Raw genomic sequence first — 12,075 nt, forward strand, 5'->3', positions numbered from 1 at the left:
GGTCGAGGGGCCGAGGCGCACGCAGTCTGGGTAAGCGCTTTCCAGATGGAACCGGCAGCGGGATTCGGTGTCAACACCCGGTTTTCGCCACCGCCGACCACGGGTGGCGAGATGTGGAATGCGCTTTCCAGGATCGTGGTCCGCTCGCTACGATGCGCACCGGTGACCCCCGCTCCAGGTGAGGATCGATGACCGAGACGACGACGGTCGTGCTGGCGGGCCTGCACGGCCACGGCCGCTGGCACCTGCGGCAACTGCGGCGGCTGCGCGGCATCGGCGTCCGGCTCGCCGGGATCTGCGACCCGGTGCCGCCCGCGGACGCGGACCGCGAACTCATCGGCGACGTGCCGGTCGAAGCCGAGCTCGGCGCGCTGCTGGCGCGGGTCCGGCCGGACGTGACGATCGTGTGCACCCCCATCCACACCCACTCGGAACTCGCGCTGCTGGCGGCGGAATCCGGTTCGCACCTGCTGCTGGAGAAGCCACCGGCCCCGACGCTCGCCGAGTTCGACCGGCTCGCGGCGGGGCTGGAGCGCACCGGGCGCGCCTGCCAGATCGGGTTCCAGAGCCTCGGTTCGCACGCCCTCGCGCACGCCCGCCGGTTGCTCGCCGCGGGTGCGGTCGGGGAGGTGCGCGGGATCGGTGCGGCCGGGGCGTGGCGGCGCGACACCGCGTACTACGCGCGCGCCCGCTGGGCCGGGCGCCGGGAGCTGGACGGCGTGCCGGTCGTCGACGGCGCGCTCACCAACCCGTTCGCGCACGCCACCGCCACCGCGCTCGCCCTCGACGGCGCGGCCGGGGACGAACCGCCGCGCGAGCTGGAGGTGCGGCTGCACCGGGCGAATCCGATCGAGGCCGACGACACCTCCGGGCTGCGGATGGTCACCGCGCGCGGCACCACCATCGCCGTCGCGGGCACGCTCTGCGCCGAACGGGAGGTCGAGCCGCACGTGGTGGTGCACGGCAGCCGCGGCAGGCTCGTCCTCGAATACCGGACCGGCAGGCTGCGCGTCGACTCCGCCGGCCGCAGGAGCGAGTTCGAGCTCGGCGGCACCGGCCTGCTCGCGAACCTGGTGGCGCACGTCCGGGACCCGGCGGTCCCGCTCCTGGTCCCGCCCGCCGCCACCCGGCCGTTCATGCGGGTGCTCGAAGCGGTCCGGCTCGCGCCCGAACCGCGTCCGATCCCGCACCTGGTCGACCGCAGCGGGCCGCACCCCCGGTGCGTGGTCCCCGGCGTCGACGCGGCCGTGGTCCGCGCGGCGGAGGAGCTCCGGTTGCTGTCCGAAGTGGACTTCCCGGCGGTGGCGCGATGATCGCGGACCTGCGGCTGGGTGGTGCGGTCGTCGCCGGCTACCGCGATGGGGCGGACCTGCCCGCACACCTCGGCCCGCGCCCGCACCTGCACCCGGTGCGCACCCTCCGCGGCACCGCCGTGACCGCGGTGCGGCCCGCGGATCACCCGTGGCACCTCGGGTTCTCCCTGGCCGCGCAGGACGTGGACGGCTGGAACCTGTGGGGCGGCGCCACCTACCTGCGCGGGCTCGGCTACGTGCAGCGCGCCGACCACGGGCGGATCGAGCACCTCGGGTTCGACGAGGTCCGCCCGAACGAGCTCCGGCAGCGGCTGCACTGGTGCGCGCCGGACGGCTCGGTGCTGCTGGCCGAACGGCGCCTGCTGCGGAGCCTGCCCGCCGCGGACGGCTGGGAGCTGGACGTGCGCACCGAGCTCACCAACCCCGCCGGGCGGGACATCAGGATCGGCAGTCCCGCCACGAACGGCCGGGCGGGCGCCGGGTACGGCGGTTTCTTCTGGCGCCTGCCCGGGACCGGCGAGCCGTTCACCGCCGACGCCGCGGGCGAGGCGGAGGTGCACGACCGCACCGCGCCGTGGCTCGCCTGGGCGGGCCGGGACCACACCCTGGTGTTCACCGGCGCCGAACCCGACCCGTGGTTCGTGCGCACGTCCGACTACCCGGGCGTCGGCGCGCAGCTGGCGTCCCGGGAACCGGTGGTCCTCGCCCCGGGCGCCGTGCTGGCGCGCGGGTTGCGGGTCCTCATCGCCGACGGGGCGCTGGATCGCGCCGCCGCGCGGCGGTGGGCGGAGACCGAGCCGCGGGAGCGCGTCCGCGGATCGGGGTGAAGGGTCGGGTTCCTCGCCGTGTGCGGCGGCGGGGAGCCCGTCTTCAGCCCGCCCGCAGCGCCTCCTCCGCGGCGGGGACCGCGCGCTCGCGGTCGGCCGGTACCAGGCCGATGCGGGTCCGGCGGTCGAGCAGGTCGGCGACGTCGAGCGCGCCTTCGCTGCGCACCGCGAAGCGGAGTTCGGCGGGGCGGACGCCGAGCCCGTCGATCGGTTCGAGCAGCCGCGGATCGCCGTCGGCCGCGGCGACCACGGCGGGCGCCTCGGTGCCGTAGCGGTCGACCAGGTCCCGCGGCGCATCCACCGTGGACAACCGGGCGCGGGGTGCGGCGCCGAGCAGCGGCAGGTTCCCGGTGCGGCACGGCCGCCGCGCGATCCCGGCGGCGTCCACCGCGTCCTGCGCCATCTTCCGGTAGGTGGTCAGCTTCCCGCCGACCACGCTGATCACCCCGTCCGGTCCGGTGCGCACCGCGTGCTCACGGGAGAGGTCCGAGCTGGCACCCTCCCCGCCGTCCAGCAGCGGGCGCAGCCCCGAGTAGGTGCCCAGCACCTCGTCCCGCCGGATCGGCCGCGCCAGCACCGAGTTCACCGTGTCCAGCAGGAACCCGACCTCCCGCTCGTCGGCGGTGGGCACGTCCGGGATCGGGCCGTGCTGCTCCTCGTCGGTGAGCCCGATGTAGACCCGGCCGTTCCCGGCGGGCAGCGCGAGCGCGAACCGGTTCGTGGTCCCCGGGATGGGCACCGTCAGCCCGGCGCCCAGCCCGCCGAACAGCTCGTCGGAGACCACCAGGTGCGTTCCGCGGCTCGGCCGCAGCCGCAGGCCGGGTGCCACCGCACCGGCCCACACCCCGGCCGCGTTGATCACCGCGCGGGCGCGCAGCGGGATCTCGCCGCCGCCGAGGTGGTCCCGCAGCACCGCGCCCTCGCCGGTGACCTGCTCGGCCGAGCAGCGGGTGAGCACCGTCGCGCCGTGCGCGGCGGCGGTGCGCGCGATCCCGACGACCAGCCGCGCGTCGTCGACCAGCTGCCCGTCCCAGGACAGCAGCCCGCCGCGCAGCCGGTCCTGGCGCACCGCGGGCACCATGCGCCGCGTCTCGACGCGGGAGACCCGGCGCGGCGCGGGCAGCGTCGCCCCGGAGGTGCCGGAGCCGCGGCGCAGCAGGTCGCCCGCCAGGAATCCGGCCCCGACCAGCGCCGCCCGGCCCGCGCCGATCCCGCCGACCAGCGGCAGCAGCTGCGGCAGCGGGCGGACCAGGTGCGGGGCGGTGCGCTCCATCAGCACCCGGCGCTCGGCCGCGCTCTCGTAGGCGATGCCGACGGCGCCGGAGGCGAGGTAGCGCAACCCGCCGTGCACCAGCTTCGAGCTCCACCGGCTGGTGCCGAACGCGAGGTCGTGCTTCTCGGCCAGCACGACGCGCAGCCCACGGGAGGCGGCGTCCAGCGCGACTCCGGCGCCGGTCACCCCGCCTCCGACGACGAGCAGGTCCACTTCGGGGTGTTCGGCGAGCTCGGCCAGTTCGCGGGTGCGGCGGGCGGCGTTCAGGGCGGTCATCGTGCTCCCTCCTCGGGGCGCAGGTAGGCGTCGAGCGCGGTGCGCAGCTGTTCGTCGAGCCGGTCCGGTGGCAGCACGTCGGAGACGATGCGGGCGGAGACCACCGCGGACTGCACCTGCAGCAGCACCATCGCGGCGAGTTCGTCCGGATCGCCCGCGCGGATCGAGCCGCCCTGCTGCCCGTGCCGGATGGCGCCGGTGAGGACGTCGAGGATGTGGTGCTGGCTGGTGCCGAGCCGGTCGAACACGTAGGTGATCAGCAGTTCGGGATCGGTCTCCAAGACCTTCCGGAACAGCGGGTGGTCGCGCACGGCGGAGGCAGTGCGCACGATCCGCTCGACGCCGTCGGCGCGCGATCCGCCCCCGGTGTCGGCGGGCAGCAGCGCGACGAGTTCGCGGGTGAGCAGGTCGGCCGAGAGCGTCCGCACGTCCGGCCAGCGGCGGTACACCGTCGGCCTGCTCACGCCCGCGCGGCGAGCGATCTCGGCGAGGGTGGTGCGGCGCATCCCGACGGCGAGCACGCATTGCGCGGCGGCGTCCAGGATCGCCTCGTCGTTACGACTTGACGTCATGTGTAAAACTGTAACGCATGACTGAGCTTGAGCACCGCACCCCGGATCTGGCCTGGAACGCCTGGGGCACCACCGACGCGGCGACCCCGGTGTCCGACCAGGTGCGCGGCCTGCTGGAGGCGTTCCTCGGCGTCGAGCACCGCGACACGCCCTCGGTGGCCCGGTCCGAAGTGCGCCTCGGCGAGACCCGGCTTCCCGCGGAGGCCCGGGCCGCCCTCGCCGGGATCGTCGGCGACGACGCGATCCGCACCGACGACGAGACCCGGCTGCTGCACGCCGGCGGCAAGAGCACGCCCGACCTGCTGCGCCGCCGCGCCGGCGACGCCGGGGCCGCACCGGACGCGGTGGTGCTGCCCGCGGACCACGACCAGGTGTGCGCGGTCCTCGCCCGCTGTGCCGAGCACCGCATCGCGGTGGTCCCGTTCGGCGGCGGCACCAGCGTCGTCGGGGGAGTGGAACCCGAGCGCGGCGGCTTCACCTCGCTGATCTCGCTCGACCTGCGACGGCTGGACCGGCTGGTGGCCGTCGACGCCGACTCGCGCACCGCGACCCTGCAGGCCGGGCTGCGCGGACCGGAAGCCGAGGCGCTGCTGGCCGAGCACGGGTTCACCCTCGGGCACTTCCCGCAGAGCTTCGAGCACGCCAGCATCGGCGGCTTCGCCGCCACCCGCTCCTCCGGGCAGGCCTCGGCGGGCTACGGGCGCTTCGACGCCGCGGTGCTGCGGATGCGGGTCGCCACCCCGGGCGGCGAGCTCGACCTGGGCCGGGCGCCGGCGTCGGCGGCCGGGCCGGACCTGCGGCAGCTGTTCCTCGGCTCGGAAGGCGCGTTCGGGATCATCACCGAGGTGACCGCCCGGGTGCACCCGGTGCCCGCCGAGGTCGAGTCCGAGGGCTGGTCGTTCCCCGACTTCGACGCCGGCTCGGCGGCGCTGCGGCGGCTGGCGCAGGAGGAGGCGCTGCCCACCGTCGCGCGGCTGTCCGACGAGACCGAGACCTGGATCAACCTGTCCGCGGCGCACGACGTCGGAGAGGGCGGCGGCCCCGGCGGCTGCCTGCTGATCACCCGGTACGAGGGCGCGCGGGTCGCGGTGTCCGCGCGGGCGCGGGCGCTGCTGGCCGAGGCGGGTGGCGAACCGCTCGGTGCCGAACCCGCCGAGAGCTGGGCGCACGGCCGCTACCACGGCCCGTACCTGCGGGACGCGCTGCTGGACGTGAACGCGCTGGCCGAGACCCTCGAAACGGCGACCACCTGGTCCCGGCTGGCGGAGACGCGCGCCGCCGTGCAGGAGGCCGTGACCGAGGCGCTGGCGGCGCAGGGCACGCCGCCGCTGGTGCTCTGCCACCTCTCGCACGTCTACCCGGCCGGGGCCTCGCTGTACTTCACCGTCGTCTGCGCCCGCGCCGAGGACCCGGTGCGGCAGTGGCGCCGCGCGAAGGACGCGGCGGGGGCGGCGATCAGCCGGGTCGGGGCCACCATCACCCACCACCACGCGGTCGGCCTGGACCACCGGCCGTGGCTGGCCGACGAGATCGGGGAGCTCGGCGTGCAGGTGCTGCGGGCGGTGAAGTCCGCGGTGGACCCGGCCGGAGTGCTCAACCCGGGCAAGCTGATCCCGTGATCGACGAGATCGCGCTGCTGGTCAACCCGAGCTCGGGCCAGGGTGGGGGCGCGGCGGTCGCGTTGCGCGCGCTGCACTTCCTGCGCGGGGCGGGGGTGTCGGTGCGGGTCCTGGTCGGCCGGGACGCGGCCGAGGCGCAGGCGCTGGCCCACCTGGCCGTCGAGGCGGGAACCGGGGCGTTGGTGGCGTGCGGCGGTGACGGCATCGTCAACCTGGCGCTGCAAGCGGTGGCGGGAACCGGCACGCCGTTCGCGGTGATCCCGTCCGGCACCGGCAACGACCACGCCCGGATGCTCGGCGTCCCGCGGCACGATCCGATCGCCGCGGCCCGCGTGCTGCTGGACGGGGTGGCGCGCCCGATCGACCTCGGGCGCGCCGGGGACCGCTGGTTCGGCACCGTGTTCGCCGGTGGTTTCGACGCGAAGGTCACCGAGCGCACCAACCGGTTGCGCTGGCCGCGCGGGAAGCTGCGCTACAACCTCGCGCTGGTGGCCGAGCTGGCTGCGCTGCGGCCGCTGCACTACGAGCTGGAGCTCGACGGGGAACGGGTGTCCACCAGCGGTGTCCTGGTGGCGGTCGGCAACGGCGCCAGCTACGGCGGCGGCATGCGGGTCTGCCCGGGCGCGGTGCCCGACGACGGGCTCTTCGACGTCACCGTCCTCGGTGCGGTCCCGCTGGCCCGGCTGGTGCGGCTGCTGCCGACGATCTACCCGGGCACGCACGTGGCGCGGCCGGAGGTCACGACCTACCGGGCGCGGCGGGTGCGGCTGTCCACTCCAGGCGTCGTCGGGTACGCCGACGGCGAGCGGTTCGCGCCGCTGCCGGTGGTGTGCGAGTGCGTTCCGCGCGCCGCGACCGCGCTGGTCCCGGTCTGACCCGCGCTAGTTCCAGCGCTGGTCGTGCGGCTCCGACTTGTCCTCGGTCTTGAAGTTGCGCCGCAGCGAGACGCTGACCAGCTTCTCCAGCAGCGAGACGGCCTGGCCCAGGCGGTCGTCCGGCAGCTGGTCGACCAGCTCGTGCAGCAGAGTTCGTTCTTCCCTCACGAGCGAGAGGGTAAGGGACGGAGATCGTCTCACGTCCGGCGGTACCCGGTTCGTTATCCCCGGTCCGGGCCGCGTTCGCGCCACTGTGGCCGGTCGTGGACGCGGCGGCGGGTGGCGGTACCGGGGAAAACGCCTGGTTGACGAGTCAAGTTGTCCCGCGGGTGCGGTCGCACCGCAGGTGGCTCGCGGTGCGGCGGGTGATCGTGGGGCGAGGTCCACTGTGGATCTTGATCGACTTCTGCGGCGGGTGACCCGCGGGGCGCGGCGTCGCCACCGGCTCCGCCGGAAGTGCGGCGTGCGGAATTCCCGCGAGGCCGATAATTCTTGCTGGATCGCATCGTCGCGAACGGGAGAGCGGCCGTTCGGTGAATCCGAAAATGGCGACCCGAGGTGAATTCACCACGCGGCCGACGCACTTTTTCGAAGGTCGCGGAAAGCGCTGTGAACTGCGGCTATGTCACTTCTGAATCGCTGATACGGTATTCATCGAGCGTGTCCCATCTCATTTCCCTGCATCATTGATCCGAGGGTGTGACATTCCTGGATCGGTACCCGCTCCGCGGTTAACGTGAAGCGGCGCGCGGCCGCGATCTTCCCCCGCGATCCTCGGCAACCGCCGCGATCGACGGCCACCCCGGAAGCGGCGAACGCCCGGCCGCGCCCGAACCAGGCCCGACGACGCCGTCGCGGCCACCGCACCCGGCCCCACCGCGCCGCATCGCGCCCCGCCGAGGCCCCGCCCGCCGGGGGACCACCCCGTCGGAACCGCGCGGCGCCCCGGCGCGCGGCGGACACCGGTGACCGGAGGAGACCGATGCAGCAGGCGAACCGGCCCGGCACCGCGGTACCGCCGCACCGGGCAGGACCTCGCGGTTTCCTCACCGCGATGGTCGTCGACACCATCGGTTCCGGGGTGTGGGTGACGTTCTCGCTGCTGTACTTCACCGAAGGGCGCGGCATCCCGCTGGCCACCGCCGGAACCGCGCTCAGCACCGGATCGCTCGCCGCGCTCGTGCTCGGCGGGCTCGCCGCGGGCGCGTTCGCCGACCGCGTCGGCCCCTACCCGGCCGCGGTGCTGAGCTGCGCGATCCGCGCGCTGGTGTTCCCCGCCTACCTGTGGGCCGACACCCCGGCCGCGGTGGTGGTGATCGCGTTCGGGGTGAGCCTCGGCGACCGGCTCTACTGGGCAGCGCACGGCGGGCTCGTCGCCGGGATCACCTCCGATGAGCAGGCGCGACGCCGGTTCTTCGCGCTGCTCAACGGGTTGCGCACGATGGGACTCGGGCTCGGCGCCCTGGTCGTCGCCGTCGGCGCCGCGCTGGAGCAGTGGTCCGGGCCGGTGTTCTGGACGGCGATACCGCTGCTCAACGCGGCCGGATTCGCCGTCGCCGGCCTGCTGTTCCGGCGCATCGGCGCGCGCGCCCCGCGGCACCGGCCGTCGGCCGCGGTGACCCGCGGGTACCGCGAGGTGTTCGCGAACCGGCGGTTCCTCGCGTTCACCGGCGCGACCCTCGCGCTCACCCTCGCCGCCGTCGCGTTCGAATCGATCCTGCCGATCTACCTGCGTTGGCTCGGGCTGCCGCTGTGGCTGCCGCCGGTCGCGTACGTGCTGTCCTGCCTGGCGATCCCCGCGTTCCAGCCCGTCGTCCTGCGCTGGGGCAGGGGACGGGCGCCGATGCGGCTGATGGCGCGGTCCGCGCTGCTCGTCGCCGCATCGCTCGGCGGATTCCTGCTGCTCGTCGGCCGGAACGTGTCCGGCGCGGCGCTGCTGCTGGTGGTGCTGGTTCTGGTGTTCAGCCTCGGGCAGGCGCTGTTCGGGGCGGTGGCGATGGTCATCGTGCTCGACTTCGCCGGCGGCTCGGGCGCGGGCCGCTACGGCGCCTGCTACCAGCTGGTGTGGGGGATCGCGAGCGCCGTCGGACCCGGGCTGAACACCGTGCTGTTCGCGGTGTCCGGCACGGCGCCGTGGCTGGTGCTGGCCGGTGCGCTGCTCGCCGCCGCACTCGTCTACCGGCGCCTCGACCGCACCGCGCCCCCGGGAGCCGACCGATCCCGGGGGCGCGCGGTGGCGCCACCGCGCCGCGTGCGGGCGAGGTGAGCGAACGTCAGCGGCCGTGCCGGACCAGGCCCGCGATCTCCACCGGGGCCACGATCGCCAGCGCCGCCGCGATCTCGGTGCGGCCGAACCTGGCGATCAGCAGGTCCAGCTCGATCGCCGCCACCTCCGGGTCCCGCGGTGCCTGCTCGTCCACCAGCTGTCGAACCCGCTCGACCAATCCCTCGTGCATCGCACACTCCCTGCGTCGTCGGTGGGGCGAGCAGTGGGACCGGCCGCCGCGGCGGGCATGACGGCGTACTCGCGAGCACCCACCCTTCGAGTGGAGTCGAGCCGGATTCCTTGACCGTGGCGCCGAAATCTGCGGCTGCCGCGCGAATTGGGCCGAACGGGCGATTGCGGTCCGGGGCCGTTCGGCCGGGCGGACGGCGCTGCTGCGGCGTTCACCCGGTGCGCCGTTCGACCTGGCGAGCGCGGCGGGGCCGCGGCCTAAGCTGATCTCCGGAGTTCGCGGTGATCGGCACCGCGGCCTGCGCTCGAGGAGTGGATCGAATGGGCTGCGCACCGCTGGCGACGCGCTGCGCCGTGCTCGGCGCGGCAGTGCTCGCACTGGCCGCCTGCGGGACCGAGCCGGACCAGCCGGTGGTGCGCGACATCGCCGCCGAAGCTCCCGCCGGCCCGGACCGCAGCGCGCCACCCGTGGGCGGCGTGCACGACTACCAGCTCGGCGGCGCCTACCCGCCGCCCGCCGGAGTCACCGTCGTGACCAGGGACAGCACCGCGGAACCGGTGCCGGGGCTGCACAACATCTGCTACGTCAACGGATTCCAGACCCAACCGGCCGACCGCGACCTCTGGCTGGAGCAGCGGCGCGACCTCGTGCTGTCCGGGCCCGACGGGGAACCGGTGATCGATCCGGACTGGCCGGACGAACTCCTGCTGGACACCTCCACCGAACAGCACCGCACCCGGCTCGCCGAGATCATCGGCGCCACCGTGGCCGACTGCGCCGCCCGCGGCTTCGACTCCGTGGAACTGGACAACCTCGACTCCTACACCCGCTCCGACGGGGCGCTCGACGCCGACGACAACCTCGCCTTCGCGCGCCTGCTGGTCGACGCCGCGCACGGTGCCGGGCTCGCCGTGGCGCAGAAGAACGCCCCCGACCTCGGTGTGCGCGGCAAGGACGAGGCCGGCTACGACTTCGCGATCGCCGAGAGCTGCCACCGCTGGACCGAGTGCGCGGACTACACCGAGCACTACGGCGGCCTGGTGCTCGACATCGAGTACGCCGACGACCTGCGCGGCACCTTCCCCGAGGTCTGCGCCGACCCGGAGACCCCCGCCACCACCACGCTGCGCGACCACGACCTCGTGCCGCCCGCGGACCCCGCCCACGTCTTCGACCACTGCTGAGCCCGCCCGGCGTCGTCGCCGCGGGACGGGAATCCGCAGCGGCACGGGATCACCGGGGCTCTTGCTGGGCCGTCCGGGTGGAGTGCGCGGCGTCGTCCGGCGAGTCGTCGTCATCGGGGCCCCGGTGCCGGACAATTCCGGTCGTGCGGGACAACCGAGCCGACGAAGGCAGGACGACCCTCCGGGACGCGGGCGGCGCGTTCGTGTTCCGGCGCGACCACCGGCTGATGAGCGTCGGCGATGCCGCGACCGACGTGGTGCTCCTCGGCGCCGGCCTGGTCAAGATCGTGCTGCCGGACCGGGCGGGGGGTCAGCCGATCGCCGGGGTGTGCGGTCCAGGGGAACTGCTCGGCGACATCGGTGCGATGTACGCGGAGGTCCGCACCGCGAGCGTCGTCGCGCTCTCCCCGGGGCACGGGTGGCGCCTCCCGGCGGATCGTTTCCTGCACCTGCACGACCAGCACCGATCGGTGCGCGACCTGGTCCACGAGACCTTGCGGCGGCGCCAGCAGATCCTCGACGAGCGCCAGGTGTGGCAGACCCGGACGCTGCTGGTGCGGCTCGCGCGGGAACTCCGGTTCTGGGCGGACCGGTTCGGGCGGCGCACCGACGCCGGAGCGCGCGTCGACGGGCTCACGCAGGAGGACATCGCGGGCGTGCTCGGAGCGTCCCGCCAGCACGTCGAGGACGAGTTGCGCAGACTGCGCGAGCAAGGCCTGATCCGCACCGCCCGGTGCACGTTCACGGTCGTCGACCCGGCGAGGCTGGACGAGCTGATCCAGCCGGATCGCTGATACCCCCGGAAATCCGGGAGTGCGGGCGGTGACCCCGTTCCACGATGGCTCCTCCGAACGTGATCACTCGTCTGGAGGATTTCAGTGCCACACGTGTCCCCAACCCGGACCTTGCTCGGCGTCGACGTCGTCGGCTCCGCGCGCATCCCCGGCTACCACGCCGAGGAGATCCCCGCCGCCATCGCCGAACTGCTCGACACCGCGCTGACCACGGCCGAGATCAGCCGCGACGAGGTGCTCAGCTGGGACTCGACCGGCGACGGCGCGCTGCTGACGCTGCCCGGTTCCCTGCTGGGATCGGTGCTCGACGCGGCCGCGAAGCTCGAATCGGCCGCGATCCGCCGGAACCAGCGGCGCAAACCGGAGATCCTGCTGCGGGTCGCCGTGGAATCCGGCCCGGTGCACGGCGGCGCGTACTACGAGCGGTCGAAGGTGACGTTGACCCGGATGCTCGACGCCGACGCGTTCAAGCAGCTGTTCGGCCGCTGCCGCGCCGAGCGCGGGATCGCCACCGCGCTCATCGTGTCCGACCACGCGAAGAAGGTCGCCTTCAGCGGTGACCACGTGCGGGAGCTGCAGGAGGACGAGTTCGTCCCGCTGCACGTCGGCAACAAGGAGCACGACGAGACCGCGTGGGTGCGCGTGCCCGGCTGCGACCCCGGCCTCGTGCAGCGGTTCCTGCCCGGCCCCGACGGCTCCGCACCGGACGACCGGCCGACGCACCCCGGCGATGCCCGGGACGACGGCCGGGCGGGAGGCGCCGCGGCGGAATCCCCGCAGCCGGACGGATCCCCGCAGCCCAGCGTGCAGAACGTGATCAACGGATCGTCCCGCAAGTCGTTCCAGGGCGGTGTGATCAACGGCGACATCACCTTCCACTAGCGCC

12 protein-coding genes are annotated in these 12,075 nt (G+C 74.5%); 8 read left to right on the forward strand and 4 right to left on the reverse strand.

Annotated elements, in window-relative coordinates; genetic code table 11:
• Positions 1-188: 188 nt before the first annotated feature.
• Complete coding sequence (locus AC29IT_RS00100; RefSeq protein WP_358435808.1) at positions 189-1,313, forward strand: Gfo/Idh/MocA family protein; 1,125 nt, start codon at positions 189-191, stop codon at positions 1,311-1,313.
• A complete protein-coding gene (locus AC29IT_RS00105) occupies positions 1,310-2,140 on the forward strand; it encodes a DUF6807 domain-containing protein (RefSeq protein WP_488217376.1) in 831 nt (276 codons plus the stop codon). Before AC29IT_RS00100 ends, AC29IT_RS00105 begins: the two co-directional genes overlap by 4 nt.
• A gap of 43 nt (positions 2,141-2,183) precedes the next feature.
• Here AC29IT_RS00105 and AC29IT_RS00110 read toward each other — a convergent pair whose 3' ends face one another.
• Positions 2,184-3,689: a glycerol-3-phosphate dehydrogenase/oxidase gene (locus AC29IT_RS00110; protein ID WP_488217377.1), complete on the reverse strand. Its 1,506-nt coding sequence runs from the start codon at positions 3,687-3,689 to the stop codon at positions 2,184-2,186.
• Positions 3,686-4,261 carry a TetR/AcrR family transcriptional regulator gene (locus AC29IT_RS00115; protein WP_358435815.1) on the reverse strand — a complete coding sequence of 192 codons (576 nt, stop codon included), beginning with the start codon at positions 4,259-4,261 and terminating at the stop codon, positions 3,686-3,688. The genes AC29IT_RS00110 and AC29IT_RS00115 overlap by 4 nt, the downstream gene beginning before the upstream one ends.
• 17 nt (positions 4,262-4,278) lie before the next feature.
• On the opposite strand from AC29IT_RS00115, the gene AC29IT_RS00120 reads away from it, so the two are divergent.
• Positions 4,279-5,880: an FAD-binding oxidoreductase gene (locus tag AC29IT_RS00120; protein ID WP_488217378.1), complete on the forward strand. Its 1,602-nt coding sequence runs from the start codon at positions 4,279-4,281 to the stop codon at positions 5,878-5,880.
• Complete coding sequence (locus AC29IT_RS00125) at positions 5,877-6,755, forward strand: diacylglycerol kinase (RefSeq protein ID WP_488217379.1); 879 nt, start codon at positions 5,877-5,879, stop codon at positions 6,753-6,755. The genes AC29IT_RS00120 and AC29IT_RS00125 overlap by 4 nt, the downstream gene beginning before the upstream one ends.
• A gap of 6 nt (positions 6,756-6,761) precedes the next feature.
• Here the strand turns inward: AC29IT_RS00125 and AC29IT_RS00130 are convergent, their stop codons facing one another.
• A complete protein-coding gene (locus AC29IT_RS00130; RefSeq protein ID WP_358435823.1) occupies positions 6,762-6,923 on the reverse strand; it encodes a hypothetical protein in 162 nt (53 codons plus the stop codon).
• An 814-nt stretch (positions 6,924-7,737) separates the two neighbouring features.
• Here AC29IT_RS00130 and AC29IT_RS00135 point away from each other — a divergent pair.
• Positions 7,738-9,021, forward strand: a complete 1,284-nt coding sequence (locus AC29IT_RS00135) for an MFS transporter (RefSeq protein WP_358435825.1) — start codon at positions 7,738-7,740, stop codon at positions 9,019-9,021.
• A 7-nt stretch (positions 9,022-9,028) separates the two neighbouring features.
• Here the strand turns inward: AC29IT_RS00135 and AC29IT_RS00140 are convergent, their stop codons facing one another.
• Positions 9,029-9,211, reverse strand: a complete 183-nt coding sequence (locus AC29IT_RS00140) for a hypothetical protein (protein ID WP_358435828.1) — start codon at positions 9,209-9,211, stop codon at positions 9,029-9,031.
• 320 nt (positions 9,212-9,531) lie between these two features.
• On the opposite strand from AC29IT_RS00140, the gene AC29IT_RS00145 reads away from it, so the two are divergent.
• The 3 genes from AC29IT_RS00145 (at position 9,532) to AC29IT_RS00155 (ending at position 12,071) form a co-directional block, all read left to right on the forward strand.
• On the forward strand, positions 9,532-10,395 hold the full coding sequence (locus tag AC29IT_RS00145) for an endo alpha-1,4 polygalactosaminidase (RefSeq protein WP_488217380.1): 864 nt from the start codon (positions 9,532-9,534) through the stop codon (positions 10,393-10,395).
• Between the two features lie 143 nt (positions 10,396-10,538).
• Positions 10,539-11,189, forward strand: a complete 651-nt coding sequence (locus AC29IT_RS00150) for a Crp/Fnr family transcriptional regulator (protein ID WP_358435833.1) — start codon at positions 10,539-10,541, stop codon at positions 11,187-11,189.
• Positions 11,190-11,282: 93 nt separating this feature from the next.
• On the forward strand, positions 11,283-12,071 hold the full coding sequence (locus AC29IT_RS00155) for a nucleotidyl cyclase domain-containing protein (protein ID WP_358435835.1): 789 nt from the start codon (positions 11,283-11,285) through the stop codon (positions 12,069-12,071).
• Positions 12,072-12,075 lie beyond the last annotated feature (4 nt).

It is taken from the genome of Saccharopolyspora sp. MMCC62, from assembly GCF_057736575.1.

Coding starts and splice junctions, on each gene's coding strand:
- AC29IT_RS00100 (WP_358435808.1), top strand. CDS start 189: ATGACCGAGACGACGACGGTCGTGCTGGCGGGCCTGCACGGCCACGGC.
- AC29IT_RS00105 (WP_488217376.1), top strand. CDS start 1,310: ATGATCGCGGACCTGCGGCTGGGTGGTGCGGTCGTCGCCGGCTACCGC.
- AC29IT_RS00110 (WP_488217377.1), bottom strand. CDS start 3,689: ATGACCGCCCTGAACGCCGCCCGCCGCACCCGCGAACTGGCCGAGCTC.
- AC29IT_RS00115 (WP_358435815.1), bottom strand. CDS start 4,261: ATGACGTCAAGTCGTAACGACGAGGCGATCCTGGACGCCGCCGCGCAA.
- AC29IT_RS00120 (WP_488217378.1), top strand. CDS start 4,279: ATGACTGAGCTTGAGCACCGCACCCCGGATCTGGCCTGGAACGCCTGG.
- AC29IT_RS00135 (WP_358435825.1), top strand. CDS start 7,738: ATGCAGCAGGCGAACCGGCCCGGCACCGCGGTACCGCCGCACCGGGCA.
- AC29IT_RS00140 (WP_358435828.1), bottom strand. CDS start 9,211: ATGCACGAGGGATTGGTCGAGCGGGTTCGACAGCTGGTGGACGAGCAG.
- AC29IT_RS00145 (WP_488217380.1), top strand. CDS start 9,532: ATGGGCTGCGCACCGCTGGCGACGCGCTGCGCCGTGCTCGGCGCGGCA.